This window comes from Nonomuraea sp. NPDC049419 (assembly GCF_040676995.1).
GTDB classification, from domain to species: domain Bacteria; phylum Actinomycetota; class Actinomycetes; order Streptosporangiales; family Streptosporangiaceae; genus Nonomuraea; species Nonomuraea salmonea.
On sequence record NZ_JBFAQB010000001.1, the window covers coordinates 594767 to 610827 of the forward strand.

The following is a 16061-nucleotide window of genomic DNA, read 5'->3' on the forward strand; positions in this document are numbered from 1 at the left end:
AAACCGCATGAGTTGAGGGAAGAGCGCGAGATGACCACCAAGATGCGCAGCGAGATCGCCGAGCAGCCGACCGCGTTGCGGAACACATTGGACTCCCTGCTCCCCAAGGCCGGCGAGATCAAGCCTCTGGGCGAGCAGACCCGGCAGTTGCTGTTCATCGCGCGCGGCACTTCCGACAACGCCGCAGTCTACGGGCGCTACCTGGTGGAGGCGCACGCCGGGCGGCTGGCGGCGCTGGCCGCGCCGTCGATCGCGACGACGTACAAGCGCCGGCTCGACCTCGACGGGGTGCTGGCCGTCGCGATCTCGCAGTCGGGACGCACCGAGGAGATCGTCGAGACGCTGAGCTGGGCCAAGGACTGCGGGGCCAAGACCGTCGCCGTGACGAACGGCGGTGACCAGAGCCCGCTCGCGCAGGCCGCCGACGTGGCCCTGTGCACCGTCGCCGGCGAGGAGAAGGCGGTGCCGGCGACCAAGACGTACACCACGCAGCTCGCCGCCCTCGCGGTGCTCGCCATCGGGCTGGGCGCCGACGTGGACGTGGACGACCTGCGGCGGGTGCCCGAGGCCGTCGAGAAGCTCATCGCGGAGCCCGGCGACCTGGACGCCGTGGTCGAGGGGTTGCTGGACAAGCCGGGCGTGGTCGTCTCCGGGCGCGGCCTGGCCTTCTCCACGGCGCTGGAGACCGCGCTCAAGCTCAAGGAGGCCTGCTACCTGCACGCCATGGGCCTGTCGTACGCCGACCTGCTGCACGGCCCCATCGCGGTCGTGGACGAGGACACCCCGGCGCTGCTGGTCGCCGCCGAGAACAGCCCGACCCTCCAGGGCACCGTGGCGCTGGCCGAGCGGGTGGTGGCCGCGGGGGCGGCGGCGTACACGATCGGCGGCGGCAGCGCGCTGGCGCAGGCGGGCACGGCCGCGCTCAACGGCCCCGACCTGCCCGAGTGGGTGGCTCCGATGGGCCTCATCGTGCCGGGGCAACTGCTCACCGAGGCGCTGGCCCGCCGGCTCGGCGTCGACCCCGACGCGCCGCGCGGCTTGAACAAGGTCACCCAGACCGACTGATCTAGCCTGGTCGGAGAGGTGACCCGAGGGAGGACCTGATGGCGGCGGACGTGAACGCGATCATCGCCGCGCTGGGCGGCGCCGGCAACATCATCGACATCGAGCCCTGCATCACCCGCCTGCGTACGGAGGTGCACGACGCCTCGAAGGTGGACCAGGCGGCGCTCAAGGCCGCCGGCGCGCACGGCGTGATGGCCACGGGCAACGTGGTCCAGGTCGTCGTGGGGCCGGAGGCGGACACCATGGCCAGCGACATCGAGGACATCATCGGCTAAGGGCGAGATCATGATGACTGTTCTCGCCCCGGTCGAGGGGGAGGCCGTGGGGCTGGCAGCCGTGCCCGATCCGGTGTTCTCGGCGGGCATGGTCGGCCCGGGAACGGCGATCGACCCGCTCAGGGGGCCGGGCGAGGCCCTGGCCCCCATAGCCGGAAAAATTATGAAACTGCATCCGCACGCGTACGTCATCGTCGGCGACGACGGCAAGGGCGTGCTCGTGCACCTGGGCATCGACACCGTGCAGCTCAAGGGCGAGGGTTTCGAGCTGCTGGCGTCGGAGGGCGACCGGGTCGCGGCCGGTCAGCCCGTGGTGGCCTGGGATCCCGCGGTCATCGAGGCGGGCGGCCGGTCGCCGGTCTGCCCCGTCGTCGCGCTCGACGCGCTGTCCGGCGCGGTCACCGGGGTCACGCTGGGGGCGGTGCACGCCGGTGACCAGCTCTTCGAATGGGCCTGAGCGCGCGGTTTCAGGCTTTAAGCGCAGTTTCGCGCCCATTAGGGGAATAAGAGCGGTCCGGGGGAGATGAACGGTCGTCGGCGGGGTCGCCGGACCCGTCACAATATTGTCGGTCGTCCGTTTTGGTGGCGATCGTACGAAGGTCCGGCTGGTCTGGACCGGCACAGAAGGAGGAACGACGACAATGGGTGAACGCAAGGTCACCGTGGCGGCGGAGGTAGGGCTGCACGCCCGGCCCGCGGCGACGTTCGTCCAGCGGGCCAAGCAGGCGCCGATGGAGATCACGGTCGAGAAGCCGCACGGTGGCGGGCCGGTCAACGGCAAGAGCATTCTCGCGATCATGGCCCTCGACGTCAGGCAGGGCGAGACCGTGGTGATCTCCGCTGAGGGCGAGGGGTCGGAAGAGGTGCTCGACGAGCTGGCCGCGATCGCCAGTACGCCATGAACCTGCGGGGGGTGGGGGTCAGCCCGGGCATCGGGCACGGACCCTCTTTCGTTCTGACCGTCTCCGTGCCCGAACCCCCCGAGGGCGCCACCTACACCGGTGAGGCGGAACAGGAGAAGGAGCGTGCCATGGTCGCGCTCCAGCAGGTCGCGGGCGAGCTGGAGGCCCGCGGCAACCAGGCGGGCGGCGAGGCCGAGGAGATACTCAAGGCCCAGGCGCTGATGGCCGAGGACCCCGGGCTGGTCGTGAAGGTGCGCACACTGATCGACCGCGGCCTGGCCGCCCCCAGAGCGGTCTTCGAGGCCTTCTCGAAATACCGGGACGTGCTGGCCGGATCCGGCGGATACCTGGGCGAGCGGGCCGCCGACCTGAGCGACATCAGGGACCGCGTGATCGCGCTGCTCTACGGGCAGGCGCTGCCCGGGCTGCCGGTGGCGCCGGAGGAGCCGTACGTGCTGGTCGCGAGGGACCTCGCGCCCGCCGACACGGCGCTGCTGTCCAGGGACGACGTGGTCGCGTTCGTCACCGAGGAGGGCGGCCCGACCAGCCACACCGCCATCATGGCCAGGTCGATCGGGGTGCCCGCGGTCGTGGCCTGCCCCGGCGCGACCCGCATCCCGCCGGGCGTCGAGGTGATGGTGAACGGCACCTCGGGCGAGGTCCGCGTGGCGCCGGAAGAGGCGGACGTGGCCGACGCGGTCGGCGCCGCCTCCGCCCGCCAGGCCGCGCTCGCGACGTGGACCGGTCCAGGCGCCACCGCCGACGGCCATCCCGTGCCGCTGCTGGCGAACATCGGCGGCCCGGCCGAGATCGACGCCGCGCTGGCCGCGGGGGCCGAGGGCATCGGCCTCTACCGCACCGAGTTCCTCTTCCTCGACCGCGCCGAGCCGCCGTCGATCGAGGAGCAGGAGCGGGCCTACCGGGCCGCGCTCGACGCCTTCCCCGGCGGCAGGGTCGTGGTGCGCACCCTCGACGGCGGCGCGGACAAGCCGCTGCGCTTCCTGCCCACGCCGGCCGAGCAGAACCCGGCGCTCGGGGAGCGGGGCCTGCGCCTGTTCAGGCGCGCGCCCGAGGTGATGGACGTCCAGCTCCGCGCCCTGGCCTCGGTCGCCGTCCCCGAGCTGCAGGTGATGGCGCCGATGGTGGCCACGGCCGAGGAAGCCACCTGGTTCGCCAGGGAGTGCGCCGACAAGGGCCTGCTCGACGTCGGCGTGATGATCGAGATCCCGGCGGCCGCGCTGCGCGCCGCCGACGTGATCTCCCAGGTCGACTTCGTCTCCGTCGGCACCAACGACCTCAGCCAGTACGCCTTCGCCGCCGACCGCGGTCTGGGCGCCGTCAGCGGGCTGCACGACCCCTGGCAGCCGGGGCTGCTCGACCTCGTCGCCCTGGTCGCCGAGGCGGCCTCGCGGGCGGGCAAGCCGTGCGGCGTGTGCGGGGAGGCGGCCGCCGACGCGGCGCTGGCCTGCGTACTGGCCGGGCTGGGGGCCTCGACGCTGTCCATGGCGCCGTCGGCGCTGTCCGGCGTACGCGCCGGGCTGGCCGCGCACACCGTGGAGCAGTGCCGTACAGCGGCGCAGGCGGCCAGGGCGCAGCCGTCGGCGGCCGACGCTCGCGCGGCGGCCCGCGTGCACCTGCCGGGGCTCGCCAGGCTCGGGTTGTAGCTGCGCTGAGAGCGAGCGCGGGGTCCGGGCGCGTCGTCGGATGGATACCTTTGGAGTCATGCTTCGACGGATCGGTACGACAGGGCTCCTGGTGATCGCGCTCACCGCGTGCGGCGGTGGCGGCGGAACGGCGGGGGCCGAGCCGACCGGAGGCAAGGCCGCCCCGCCCGCGCGCACCACGTCCGCGGTCCCGTCGGCGGCCCCGACGCCCGCTCAGAGCGAGGTCCAGCGGGTCCTGGCGCGGCTGACCACCGAGGAAAAGGTCGGCCAGCTCTTCATGCCCGTCCTCTACGGCACCACGGCCGGCTCCGCCTCGGGCGAGAACCAGGCGCGCTACTCCGCGCGCACCCCGGCCAAGGTGATCGCGAAATACCACCTGGGCGGCGTGATCCTCTTCCCCCACAACGTCAAGAGCACGAGCCAGGTCGTCGGCCTGACCAACGGCCTGCAGCGCGCCTCGGCGAAGGTGCCGCTGATCATCGGCACCGACCAGGAAAACGGTCTGGTGTCGCGCATGTCGGCGCTGATGACGAAGTTCCCCGGCGCGGGCGACATCGGCGACACCAAGGACACCGACCTGGCTCGCCAGGTGGCCAAGGCGACCGGCGAGGAGCTGCGGGCGCTCGGGGTCAACCTCGACTTCGCGCCCGTCGCCGACGTCAACGTCAACCCGCGCAACCCCGTCATCGGCCGCCGCGCCTACGACGACGACCCCAGGAGGGCGGCCAAGATGGTCGCGGCGGCGGTCAAGGGCTTCGGTGAGGCGAAGATCGCGGCCACCGCCAAGCACTTCCCCGGCCACGGCGACACCAGCGTCGACAGCCACACCGGGCTGCCGATCATCAAGCACACCAAGGCGCAGTGGGAGCGCCTCGACGCGCCGCCGTTCAAGGCCGCGATCGACGCGGGCGTCGACGCGGTGATGAGCGCCCACATCGTCTTCCCCAAGCTCGACCCGTCGGGTGACCCGGCCACGCTGTCCAAGCCGATCCTGACCGGCCTGCTGCGCGAGAAGCTCGGCTTCAAGGGCGTGATCTCCACCGACGCGCTCAACATGGCGGGCGCGCGCAAGAAGTACGACGACGGCGAGGTCGCCGTGCGTGCCGTGCTGGCCGGGGCCGACCTGCTGCTCATGCCCAACGACCTGCCCAAGGCCTACAAGGCGGTGCTGGCGGCGGTGAAGTCGGGCCGCATCTCCGAGCAGCGCCTCGACCAGTCGGTCACCCGGCTGCTGACGCTCAGGCACAAGCGCGGCTTCCTGGCCGAGGCGCCGGTGGCCTCGGCGGCGAAGGCGTCCGACGTGCTGCGCTCGTCGGCGCACCGCAAGCTGGCCGCCAAGGCAGGCGACTGACCGGAGTTATCGGGCTTTTCCGGACGCTCTACCCTAGAACGATGGTTACGGGTGTGCTCATCGACTGGGGTGGGGTGCTGACCACCAGCCTGTCCGACTCCATCGCGCGCTGGATCGCCGCCGACCGCATCGACGCCGACCGCTACTACACGGTGATGCGCGAGCTCATCGACCACGCCTACCGGGGCGGAGACGGCGACAACGTCGTCCACGCCCTCGAAAGGGGCGAGATCGACGGCGCCGCCTTCGAGCGCGACCTGGCCGCCCGGCTGCTCACCGTCGACGGCGTGCCGCCGGTCGCGGAAGGGCTGCTGGAGCGCATGTTCGCGGGCTTCGATCGGGTCGAGGCCATGTACGACATGCTCCGCGACGTCCGCGGCAACGGCGTGAAGACCTGCCTGCTGTCCAACTCGTGGGCCAACACCTACCCCCGCGACGACTGGGACGACCTCTTCGACGCCGTCGTCATCTCCGGCGAGGTCGGCATGCGCAAGCCGGAGGAGCGCATCTTCCGCCACGCGCTCGACCTCATCGGCCTGACCGGCGCCGACTGCGTGTTCATCGACGACATCGAGGCCAACATCACCGCCGCCGGCGCGCTCGGCATCAACGGCATCCACCACCGCGACGCCGCCACCACCATCGGGCAGCTGGAGGGCCTGCTGCGTCTCACCTTGCGGAAGTAGCCCATCACCACCGTCGTGACCAGGGACCATGAGTAAGGTGGCGATCGGGCTCCCGCCTGAGCGAGCCCCGCACGTTTGGAAAGGTTCGTCATGCGCGTCTATCTGCCGTGTACTCTCCCGGCGCTGGCTTCGGTGCTGAAGGCAGGAGAGGTGGGCCCGGCCCCGCTGACCGGCTACGCGGTGACCCCCGCGCTGATCGAGTGGTACGCATCGGGCGACACCGAGGAGCTCGAGTACGTCGCGCTCACCGAGGCCGCCCGTGCCTCGCTGCGGATGCTGGCCGCCGACCGCGCCGACGGCGTCGACGCCCCCGCCCGGCGGGTGGTGATCGCCGCCGAGGTGCCCGAGGGCGCCGTATCCGCGGGCGCCGCCCTGGAGGAGCGCGGGCGCGTCCGCCTCGCGCAGCCGGTGCCGATGGCCAAGGTGGCCGCCGTGCACATCGACGACCACGACGCGGTGCCCGACATCGAGGCGGCCATCGCCGCGCTGCCCGCCTCCGACGCGGGCGACGACGACGCCCGTTTCACCGTGGACGGCGCCGAGGCACACGAGCTCATGTGGTACGCGACCCAGGAAATTCCCGACCTTCTCGGTTGATAACGGAGAGATCACGGCTCGTGCGGCTCGCGCCTAGGTGTCGTCACGTCACGCTAAGGTCACGACGCAGCACAGTATGTCGCACTGAAGGAGTCGGTTCCACGTGAAGCGTCGAGTCTTGGCGGTCGCCATCGGAGCGATGGCCGTCCTGGCCGGCTCACCCGCAGCAGTCCAGGCGGCGTCCTACGACCACAAGGACCCGTACAAGTCGGGGTGCGGCACCACGGCCCGCGCGGTCCGCACGGCCACGATCTCCAGCCGCGTCCACGGCGAGGTGGGCACGATCAAGCTCATGTGGTCGAGCAGGTGCCAGACGAACTGGACGGAGATCAAGACGGGCACGTCCATGACCGGCACCGTCAAGGTCTACACCGCCGACGGCCGCACCGACTCCTTCCGCTTCAAGGCCGGCAACGGCGGCCGCCACTGGGGCAACATGCTCAAGGCCAGGCGCATCTGCGCCTGGGGCAGCGTGAGCGTCCAGTGGAACGGCGGCAGGGGCGGCCAGAACGCCCAGGGCACGACCAGCAAAGCCTGCGGCTGACCTGCGGGACACGCGGTCGCCCGGCGAAACGCCGGGCTGACCGGCTGGGTCGGTCGCTGACCCGCTTGCTTCGCCCGCACGGGCCGGGCCGGTGCTTCCCTTCGGAGGCGCGGCCCGCCGCCGTGCGGGCGCCGCCGTTTCAGGGAGGGGCCGCCCTCGGAATGTCATAGCGGGCATTTAGTCTTGGGTCCGACATGACACAGCACATCATCTGGGACTGGAACGGCACCCTTTTCCACGACATCGACGCCGTCGTAGGGGCCACCAACGAGGTCTTCAAGCCGTACGCGCTGCCCGCACTCACCGCCGACGGCTTCCGCGCGGTCTACACCCGCCCCATCTGGGTCGCTTACGAGCGCATGCTCGGCCGCCCGCTCACCGAAGGCGAGTGGGAGCGGCTCGACCAGGGTTTCCACGAGCACTACTTCCGGCTGGCCGAGGTGTGCCGGCTGGCCACCGGCGCCGAGACGATGCTGGCGGCCTGGACCGGCACCCAGTCGCTCTGCTCGATGGCCCCGCACGCCCACCTGGTGCCCAAGGTGGACTCGTTCGGCATCACCCGGCACTTCACCAGGATCGACGGCCTGCACGGAAGCACCGGCGGCGAGAAGGCCGCGCACATGGAGGAGCACATCAGGGCGCTGGACGTCGATCCCGCCCAGGTCCTCGTGATCGGCGACAGCGTGGACGACGGGCTGGCCGCCCGCCACGTCGGCGCCAGGGCCGTGCTCTACACCGGCGGCATGACGACCAGGCAGGAGCTGGAGAGCACCGGGTTCCCGGTGGTCGATCGGCTCGCCGACGCGCTGGACCACATCTGACGGCCCGTCCCTGAAGGCCGGCCGTCTGGCCGGCCTCTTCGGCGGCCCCTTCAGTGGCCGGTCATGCCGGAATCCACGTGGGTGAGGATGCCGGAGGCCGTGATGGCCTACCCTGCTGAGAGATCCTTCAGGAGGCCGCCATCAATCGCCTTGTGCTGTGGAACGTCGACCTGACGCTGGTCGACGTCGCCATCGTGAGCAGAGACGCCTACGCCGAGGCGTTCCGCGTCGTGACCGGGCGTCCGCTCGTCAAGCTCGTCCCTCCGCTCGGCCGCCCCGACTCCGAGATCGTCTTCGAGACGCTCGCCGTCAACGGGATCGTGGCCGAGGACGACCATCTGCCCAGGTTCCTCGCGGCGCTGGCCACCGCCTTCGCCGACCGGCGCGGGCGGCTGGCCAAGGAAGGGCGCATGATGGCCGGGGCCAAGGCCGCGCTCAAGGCCGTCTCCAGGCTCGACGGCGTCGTCCAGACCGTGCTCACCGGCACGATCAAGAGCAACGCCGTGCTCAAGCTCAAGGCGTTCGGGCTCGACAAGCACATCGACTTCGAGCTCGGCGGCTACGGCGAGGAGGTCTACCCCAAGGCGACGCTGCTCCAGGTCGCCCAGTCGCGGGCCAAGCAGCGGCTGGGCACGCCGTTCACCGCGGCCAACACCGTCGTGATCGGCGACTCCACCCGTGACGTGCAGGCCGCCAAGATCGGCGGGGCGGCGATGATCGGCGTCACGTCGGGGCGGTCGATGGCGTCCGAGCTGCGCGAGGCCGGGGCCGACGTGGTGCTGCCCGACCTGTCCGACGCCTCCGAGGTGGTGGCGGCGGTCGCGGCCCTGACCGCGCCCCTGGACAGCCGCGCGGTCTGACCCTCCCACGGCATGGGAAGACCGGCTGATCCCCGGGCCGGCGAGGTCCGTGCGCCCCAAAGGTCCGTGCGTCCCAAAGGTCCGTGCGTCCAAGAGGTTCCTGCGCCCCAAGAGGTCCGTGCGTGCCGGGTCAACCGAGGGCTTTGAGGAAGCGGGCGGCGATCGGGGCGGCGACCGCTGAGCCGGCGCCGCCGCCCTCCACGATCACCGAGAACGCCACGTCTCCCTTGTAGCCGATGAACCACGAGTGCGCGGGCGGCTCCTTGCCCGAGCCGTACTCCGCGGTGCCGGTCTTGCCCGCCGTCCCCGACGGGAAGCTGACGCCGTGCGCGGTGCCGTCGGTGACCACGGCGGGCATGAGGGCGCGCAGCGCGTCCACGACGCCCTTCTCCAGCGGGCGCGGCGTGTCGGGCTGCCGTCCGGGGATGCGCTCGCCGGTGACCAGCCGGGGCGGGATCCACGCGCCCGAGGCGATCGCGGCGGCCACCGAGGCCATGTTGAGCGGGCTGGCCAGCACCCTGCCCTGCCCGATGGCGGCGGAGGCGAGGTCGGTGTCGTCCTTGGGGTCGGGGAACTCGGCGCGTACGGCGGGCACGCCCGGCGCGATCGGCGTGCCGAAGCCGAAGCTCCTGGCCACCTCGGCGAGCCGGCCGCCGTTCAGCCGGTCCACGCTGAGCTGCCCGAACGTGGTGTTGCAGGAGTGCGCGAACGCGTTCTGGAACGTCAGCGTCCCGAAGTCCTCGTAGCCGGCGTTGTGGAACGGGAAGCCGCCGATGTTCTGCTCGGCCGGGCAGGTGACCCGCTGCCCCGGCTCGATGCCGCCCGCGACCAGCGCGGAGGCGGTGACCACCTTGAACGTCGAGCCGGGCGGGTACTTGCCCATGAGCGCCCTGTTGAACCCGCCGGGCGCGTTGACCACGGCCAGGATCTCCCCGGTCGAGGCCCGCAGCGCCACCAGCGAGACGGGCTTGTCCACGCCCTTGAGCGCCTGCGCGCCGGCGCGGTGCACCTTGAGGTCGAGCGTGGTCTGGATCGGCGGCTCGCCGTCCGTCTCCCCGGCCACGTTCCGTAGCAGCTCATCGCCCCGGTAGAGCCCGATGACGGTGTTCCCGCGCGCCGTGAACCGGTCGGGGAAGGTCTGCTTCATGCCCTCGACGAGCTGCTGCACGGAGCCGGGCGCCGACGGGTCGTTGACCTGGGTGCCGTCGGCGGCGAGCACGCGTACCGGCTCGGCGTCGCGCTTGACGGCCCGCAGCGACAGGCCCTTGCGAAGCTGCGGGTGCATGGTGGCGGGCGTCCAGGCCACCTTCCACGTACGGTCGCGCTCGACCAGGCGCAGCCGCCCGGTGTAGGCGAGGTCGCGCGGCCCGGACAGCGCGGCGCGGAAGGCGATGACCTCCTTGCCCTCGCTCAGGTCGCGGCGCTCGAAGTGCGCGGCGGTCAGCTTCAGCCCGGTGCGGAAGTCGCGGTGGGCGCGCTCGAAGTCGGCGGGCGGGTCGGCGACCAGGTTGCGCATGGTGGCGTAGTCCTGGGCGCTCCAGGCTGCCAGGTAGTGGTCGGCGGTCTCCTCGGGCGAGCCCTGGGTTCGCGTCACCCAGACGACGCCGCCCGCCACGACGACCGGGACCAGCAGCCCGGCCACGATCCAGGGCCATCGCCTGCGGCGACGCCTGCCGTAAATTCTCCCCGTTTGCGGTGCCATGCCGCAGAGAACACCAGATGGGGAGTAACGGTGTCCAATATTGATATGAGGGACGCGTAGTTATAAAAGTGGATATATTGGCTGGTCATGGACCTTGTCCGGCACCTGCGCTACTTCATCGTGGTGGCGGAGGAACTGCACTTCGGCAACGCGGCGATCCGGCTCGGCATGGCTCAGCCGCCGCTCAGCCAGCGCATCAAGCGGCTGGAGGAGGAGCTCGGCGTACGGCTGTTCGACCGCTCGGCCCGCCAGGTACGCCTCACCGAGCAGGGCAGGCTGCTGCTGGGCGAGGCCCGCGCGATCGTCACCCGCGTCGACCGGCTGCACGAGCTGGCCAGGCAGGGCGGCGGCACCGTGCTGAAGGTCGGCGTGCCGCCCGACCTGGCCGCGTCCGTGCTGGCCGCCCTGATCGCCGCCTTCCGCGCGGCCAGCCCCGACGTACGCATCGCGCCCGCCGAGATCTGGACCGCCGACCAGGTGGCGGCCCTGGCCGACGGCACGATCGACGTCGGGCTCGTCCGCCACCCGATCACCGCGCCAGGTCTGCGCTTCGGGCAGCTGCTCGTGCAGCCCCAGGGCGTGCTGCTGGCCGACAGCGACCCGCTGGCGGCCGTCGGCGAGGTGCACCTGGCCGACCTGGCGGGCCGCGAGCTGCTGCTGCCGCCCCAGGAGGGCGAGCCCGGCTGGCGGGGCGAGGTGCTGGCCGAGTGCCGCCGCCACGGGTACGTGCCCGCCCAGGTCCATGACGGCGCCGGGCTCGGGCTGGTGCTGGCCGGGGCGGCGGTGGCGTTCGGGCCGAAGGTGGAGCTCCCGGGGCTGGCCTGGCGGCCGCTGCTAGGCTCGCCGATCGCGAGCCGGGTCTCCACGGCCTGGCGCACGGCGACGGCCGCGACCACCGACTTCGCGGCCGTGGCCGTACGGACGTTGAAGGAGAGCGCCGGGATGACCGAGCAGGGCGCCGCGCCCCAGCGGCGGGTCAGCCGCAGACCGGGGATGCTGGCATGACCCCGCCCGACTTCGACGCCCTGTTCACCCGCGCCGGGGTGACCGGCTGGCTGTGCGCCGCCGACGTCGACACCGGCCACGAGCTCGGCCACGGGCCCGATGAGCTGCTGCCGACGGCGTCCATGTTCAAGGTGCCGCTGCTGGTGGAGTTCTGCCGGCAGGCCGACGCCGGGCTGCTCGACCCTGCCACTCAGGTCACGGTGCCCGCTGAAGGGCGCATCCCCGGGCCCACCGGGATCGCCGCGATGCTCGACGACGTGACGATCTCGCTGCGCGACCTGGCGTACCTCATGATCGCGGTCAGCGACAACACCTCGGCCGACACGCTGCTCGACCTGATCGGGTGCGACGCGGTCAACGCCATGCTGGACGGGCTCGGGCTGGCGCGGACCAGGGTCGTGCAGGGGGCGGGGGAGGGCAACGCGCGCATGCGGGACGACACCGGGCACGGGTGGCCGTACCTCGATCCCGAGGACATCGCCCGGCTCAGCGTGCTCGACCCGGCGCACACCAACCGCAGCACGCCGCGCGAGATGGTCCGGCTGTTCGAGCTGATCTGGCGCGACGAGGCCGCCTCCGCCGAGTCGTGCGCGTGGATGCGCAGCGTGCTCAACATGCAGGTGTGGCCGCACCGGCTGGCCTCCGGCTTCCCGTACGACGACGTCGCCGTCAGCGGCAAGACCGGCACCTACCCGACGCTGCGCTGCGAGTCGGGCGTCGTCGAGTACCCCGACGGCCACCGGTACGCGGTGTCGGTCTTCACCCGGTCGTTCAGCACGGCGTTGATCCAGCCGCGCGCCGACGCGGTGATCGGCACGGCCGCGCGTATGGCGGTGGACCACCTACGGAGGTAGCAAGTTATGGGGGACGCCGGGTATGACATTCCTCCGTACGGGCGACAGGATGATGACATGGTTGCTGAGGGCGAGCTTCTCTGGGAGCCGGGCGACGAGGTGGTCGCGTCGGCCAGGCTGACCCGCTATCTGAGGTGGCTGGGCAGGTCAGGCGGCTACGAGGACGCGTGGCGGTGGTCGGTCGAGCACCCCGGCGCGTTCTGGACGTCGATCTGGGACTACTTCGAGGTGATCGGCGAGCGCGGCGACGGCCCCGTGCTGTCGGGCACGATGCCCGGGGCGACCTGGTTCGAGGGCGCCTCGCTCAACTACGCCGAGAACGCCCTGCGCCACGACGAGGGCCCCGGCCTGATCTTCGTCAGCGAGGACGGCGGCCGGCAGGAGCTGAGCAGGGCCGAGCTGCGCGAGGAGGTCGCGCGGGTGCGGGCCGGGCTGGTCAGGCTCGGTGTCGGCCGCGGCGACCGGGTGGCCGGCTACCTGCCCAACATCCCGCAGGCGCTGATCGCGTTCCTCGCCACCGCCTCGCTGGGCGCCATCTGGTCGGCGGGCTCGCCCGACTTCGGCGTGCCGTCCATCGTCGACCGGTTCAAGCAGATCGAGCCGAAGGTGCTCATCGCGGTCGACGGCTACCACTACAACGGCAAGAGCTTCGACCGCTCGGCCGCGGTCAACGAGATCGCCGCCGCGCTGCCCTCGCTGCGGGCGACCGTGTGGATCCCCTACCTGGCCGCCGCCGAGGAGGGCAGGGCCCCGCAGCAGGCCGAACCGATCGGCGGTCATGCCGCCGAGGTGCCGCACGGCCAGGTGATCGGCTGGGAGGGGCTGCGGGCCGAAAAGGGGCCGCTGGAGTTCGAGCGGGTGCCGTTCGGCCACCCGCTGTGGATCCTCTACTCCAGCGGCACGACCGGGCTGCCCAAGCCGATCGTGCACGGGCACGGCGGCGTGGTGCTCGAGCACCTCAAGGCGCTCACCTTCCACCAGGACCTCGGCCCCGGTGACGTGTTCTTCTGGTACACCACCACGGGCTGGATGATGTGGAACTACCTCATCGGCGCGCTGCTGGTGGGGGCCACGCCCGTGCTCTACGACGGCTCGGCCACGCATCCGTCGCCGGCCGCCCTGTGGCGCATCGCCGCCTCGGAGGAGGTGACGTACTTCGGGGTGGGGGCGCCGTACATCATGGCCTCGCTGAAGGCGGGGCTGCAGCTGGAGGGGCTCGAGCGGCTGCGCGGGGTCGGCTCGACCGGCTCGCCGCTGCCGCCCGAGGGCTTCGCCTGGCTGGCCGGGCAGCTTCCCGGCACGCCGCTGGGGTCCTTCTCCGGCGGCACCGACGTGTGCACGGGGTTCGTCGGCGCCACGCTGCTGCACCCCATCAGGGCCGGCATCATCCCCTGCCGGTCGCTGGGGGCGAAGGTGGAGGCGTACGATCCGGCGGGCAAGCCGGTGATCGGCGAGGTGGGGGAGCTGGTGCTGACCCAGCCGATGCCGTCGATGCCGGTCCGCTTCTGGAACGACCCCGAGGGGCGGCGCTACGCCGAGAGCTACTTCGACGTCTACCCCGGCGTCTGGCGGCACGGCGACTGGATCAAGATCAACGGGGACGGCGGCTGCGTCATCTACGGGCGCTCCGACTCCACGCTCAACCGGGGCGGCGTCCGCATGGGCACCAGCGAGTTCTACCGGGTGGTCGAGCGCTTCGAGGAGATCGCCGACAGCCTCGTCATCGACACCGGCCAGCTCGGGCAGGAGGGCCGGCTGCTGCTCTACGTCACGCTGGCCGAAGGCGCCGAGCTGACCGAGCCGCTCGAACGCGAGCTGCGCGCCACCCTGCGCAAGGAGCTGTCGCCGCGCCACGTGCCCGACGAGATCAGGGTGGTGCCCGGCATCCCGCGGACGCTGTCGGGCAAGAAGCTAGAGGTGCCGGTACGCAAGATCCTCCTCGGCACGCCCGTCGAGCAGGCCGCCAACCCCGACGCCATGGCCAACCCCGAGGTGCTGCGCCACTTCACCGGCTCTTGAGGCCGAACAGGGGCAGGCACGCCTCCAGGTTGTGGAGCTCGAAACCGGGCTCCTCCCGCCATTCCTCCCTGTCCATACGGAAGCGGCGGGTGACGACCGGCTTGCCCTTGCGGTTGTGCAGGGTCGTGCCGTCCTCCCGGTAGCCGAGCTTGCGCGTGACGGCCAGCGAGGATGGGTTGTCCTCGAACGCCTCCGTCACCGCCGACCTCGCGCCCAGGCCGGCGAAGGCGAAGTGCAGCACGGCCTTGCGCATCTCGGTGCCCACGCCCTGCCCCTGGAAGCGCCTGCCCAGCCAGGAGCCGGTCTTGACCTCGCCGAGCACGGGGAAGTCGGAGGCCATGACGCCCTGGGTGCCGATGACCTGGCCCTCGCGGACGACGACGAACTCGATCGCCCAGTCGTCCTCGCTGAAGCTGCTCCAGGTGCCGAAACGGAACTGGATCGTCCGCCTGGCCCGCTCGGCCGGCTCGCCCTCGGTCCACGGGAAGAGGAACGGCATCTGCCCCTCGTCGTGGATGCCCTCTGCGGCGCGGTCGCCCAGCTCGTCGAGGTCCTCGAGGGACGGGACGCGGAGGGTGAGGCGGGGCGTGGTGATCGAGAGCTCGAAGAGCGGCCAGTTGCGCATGGCACGGGATGGTGCCAGACGTCCCGGCGGCCGCGCGACTCATTTTTCCGACAAAAGGGTATTTTCCTGAATCTAGATATTAGCCGCGTCTTTTCCTCAACAAAACCATGAATTCTCTGCTGTCTGGGTAGGCGTCGATTTATGACGATAAAGCTTCAGACATTCACCGTTCTCGCTCTGTCCGCCGGCGTCCTTCCCTTCATCGCGACCCCGCTGCCCGCCGCCGCCGTCACCGTCCGTCCCGCCGCCCCGCCACCCGCGGAGAGCGCCGAGCGGCCGGCGGGCGAGGAGACGGCGAAGGTCGAGAAGGTCGAGGAGGTCAAGAGCAAGCCGGTGCTGCTGCGCCCGGGGCACAGGGGCGAGGCCGTCCGCACGCTCCAGCGCAAGCTGCACAGGGGTCGCTACTACTTCGGCCGCATCAACGGCGTGTACGACGAGCAGACCAAGTTCGCCGTCTGGGCGTTCCAGAAACACAAGCGCATGATGCCGAGGAAGGAGGTCGGGCCGAAGATGCTGGCGGCGCTGGACAAGCCCGTCAGGCACAAGGTGCTGGTGCCGGGCGGCGCGCCCGACCGGGTGGAGATCGACCTGCGCAACCAGTTGCTGACCGTCTATCGCGACCGCAGGCCCGCGCTGATCTCGCACGTCTCCACCGGCGCCGAGGTGCGCTACTGCGAGAACGGGCGGTGCGGCAACGCCATCACGCCGACCGGGGACTTCCGCGTGCTGCGCCGCGCGCCCGGCTGGACGACGGGGCCGCTGGGGTCGATGTACAACTCCCTGTACTTCACCGGGGCCATCGCCATGCACGGCTCGACGAAGGTGCCGCTGCGGCCGGCCTCGCACGGGTGCGTGCGGGTGCCGCTGGAGACGTCCAAGCGGCTGTACCAGATGGTGAAGATCGGCGAGCCGGTGCACGTCCGGGGAAAGATTATGTGACCCGCCTTACGGTGAAATTTCGAGAAATATCGGGCTATTCCTCTCCGAGTCATCGCGCCATTCCCGGCGCGGACGTCCGGGCCGGGCGAAGCCCGGCGGGGCGCCGCGCCTTTCTCGGGTGCGTTCCCGATGAGACGCGGTGAACCCCGCCG

The 16061-nt window shown here is 71.5% G+C and carries 17 protein-coding genes; 15 read left to right on the forward strand and 2 right to left on the reverse strand.

Annotated features, from left to right (window positions below; genetic code table 11):
• Nucleotides 1-30 precede the first annotated feature (30 nt).
• The 11 genes from AB0K12_RS02895 to AB0K12_RS02945 all read left to right on the forward strand — a co-directional run bounded on the left by AB0K12_RS02895 (nucleotide 31) and on the right by AB0K12_RS02945 (nucleotide 8765).
• A complete protein-coding gene (locus AB0K12_RS02895) occupies nucleotides 31-1065 on the forward strand; it encodes an SIS domain-containing protein (protein WP_364555149.1) in 1035 nt (344 codons plus the stop codon).
• Between the two features lie 38 nt (nucleotides 1066-1103).
• Entirely contained in the window at nucleotides 1104-1340 is a 237-nt protein-coding gene (locus AB0K12_RS02900; protein ID WP_345396624.1) for a PTS glucose/sucrose transporter subunit IIB, read from the forward strand.
• A gap of 10 nt (nucleotides 1341-1350) precedes the next feature.
• Nucleotides 1351-1797 carry a PTS glucose transporter subunit IIA gene (locus tag AB0K12_RS02905; RefSeq protein ID WP_364555150.1) on the forward strand — a complete coding sequence of 149 codons (447 nt, stop codon included), beginning with the start codon at nucleotides 1351-1353 and terminating at the stop codon, nucleotides 1795-1797.
• Between the two features lie 184 nt (nucleotides 1798-1981).
• Nucleotides 1982-2242 (forward strand): HPr family phosphocarrier protein, encoded by a 261-nt coding sequence (locus tag AB0K12_RS02910; RefSeq protein WP_364555151.1) that lies wholly within the window; start codon nucleotides 1982-1984, stop codon nucleotides 2240-2242.
• On the forward strand, nucleotides 2239-3906 hold the full coding sequence (gene ptsP, locus AB0K12_RS02915) for a phosphoenolpyruvate--protein phosphotransferase (RefSeq protein WP_364555152.1): 1668 nt from the start codon (nucleotides 2239-2241) through the stop codon (nucleotides 3904-3906). The genes AB0K12_RS02910 and ptsP overlap by 4 nt, the downstream gene beginning before the upstream one ends.
• A gap of 58 nt (nucleotides 3907-3964) precedes the next feature.
• Nucleotides 3965-5257: a beta-N-acetylhexosaminidase gene (gene nagZ, locus AB0K12_RS02920; protein WP_364555153.1), complete on the forward strand. Its 1293-nt coding sequence runs from the start codon at nucleotides 3965-3967 to the stop codon at nucleotides 5255-5257.
• Between the two features lie 41 nt (nucleotides 5258-5298).
• Complete coding sequence (locus AB0K12_RS02925; protein WP_364555154.1) at nucleotides 5299-5943, forward strand: HAD family phosphatase; 645 nt, start codon at nucleotides 5299-5301, stop codon at nucleotides 5941-5943.
• Between the two features lie 90 nt (nucleotides 5944-6033).
• Nucleotides 6034-6540, forward strand: a complete 507-nt coding sequence (locus AB0K12_RS02930) for a hypothetical protein (protein WP_364555155.1) — start codon at nucleotides 6034-6036, stop codon at nucleotides 6538-6540.
• 103 nt (nucleotides 6541-6643) lie between these two features.
• Nucleotides 6644-7084: a DUF2690 domain-containing protein gene (locus tag AB0K12_RS02935; protein WP_364555156.1), complete on the forward strand. Its 441-nt coding sequence runs from the start codon at nucleotides 6644-6646 to the stop codon at nucleotides 7082-7084.
• A gap of 194 nt (nucleotides 7085-7278) precedes the next feature.
• Entirely contained in the window at nucleotides 7279-7905 is a 627-nt protein-coding gene (locus tag AB0K12_RS02940) for an HAD family hydrolase (protein WP_364555157.1), read from the forward strand.
• Between the two features lie 152 nt (nucleotides 7906-8057).
• Complete coding sequence (locus tag AB0K12_RS02945; protein WP_364555158.1) at nucleotides 8058-8765, forward strand: haloacid dehalogenase-like hydrolase; 708 nt, start codon at nucleotides 8058-8060, stop codon at nucleotides 8763-8765.
• A gap of 130 nt (nucleotides 8766-8895) precedes the next feature.
• Here the strand turns inward: AB0K12_RS02945 and AB0K12_RS02950 are convergent, their stop codons facing one another.
• The gene (locus AB0K12_RS02950) at nucleotides 8896-10467 is read right to left on the reverse strand and encodes a penicillin-binding transpeptidase domain-containing protein (protein WP_364555159.1); all 1572 of its coding nucleotides are present in this window, start codon (nucleotides 10465-10467) and stop codon (nucleotides 8896-8898) included.
• An 87-nt stretch (nucleotides 10468-10554) separates the two neighbouring features.
• On the opposite strand from AB0K12_RS02950, the gene AB0K12_RS02955 reads away from it, so the two are divergent.
• The 3 genes from AB0K12_RS02955 to AB0K12_RS02965 are packed head-to-tail and all read left to right on the forward strand — an operon-like array spanning nucleotide 10555 to nucleotide 14345.
• Nucleotides 10555-11472, forward strand: a complete 918-nt coding sequence (locus tag AB0K12_RS02955) for a LysR substrate-binding domain-containing protein (protein ID WP_364555160.1) — start codon at nucleotides 10555-10557, stop codon at nucleotides 11470-11472.
• The gene (locus AB0K12_RS02960; protein ID WP_364555161.1) at nucleotides 11469-12326 is read left to right on the forward strand and encodes a serine hydrolase; all 858 of its coding nucleotides are present in this window, start codon (nucleotides 11469-11471) and stop codon (nucleotides 12324-12326) included. Before AB0K12_RS02955 ends, AB0K12_RS02960 begins: the two co-directional genes overlap by 4 nt.
• A gap of 57 nt (nucleotides 12327-12383) precedes the next feature.
• Nucleotides 12384-14345, forward strand: coding sequence for an acetoacetate--CoA ligase (locus AB0K12_RS02965; RefSeq protein ID WP_364555162.1), 1962 nt, complete (start codon nucleotides 12384-12386; stop codon nucleotides 14343-14345).
• Here the strand turns inward: AB0K12_RS02965 and AB0K12_RS02970 are convergent.
• On the reverse strand, nucleotides 14332-14970 hold the full coding sequence (locus tag AB0K12_RS02970) for a GNAT family protein (RefSeq protein WP_364555163.1): 639 nt from the start codon (nucleotides 14968-14970) through the stop codon (nucleotides 14332-14334). The genes AB0K12_RS02965 and AB0K12_RS02970 overlap by 14 nt on opposite strands.
• A 141-nt stretch (nucleotides 14971-15111) precedes the next feature.
• Here AB0K12_RS02970 and AB0K12_RS02975 point away from each other — a divergent pair, with 141 nt between their 5' ends.
• Nucleotides 15112-15909, forward strand: coding sequence for a L,D-transpeptidase family protein (locus tag AB0K12_RS02975; protein ID WP_364555164.1), 798 nt, complete (start codon nucleotides 15112-15114; stop codon nucleotides 15907-15909).
• Nucleotides 15910-16061 lie beyond the last annotated feature (152 nt).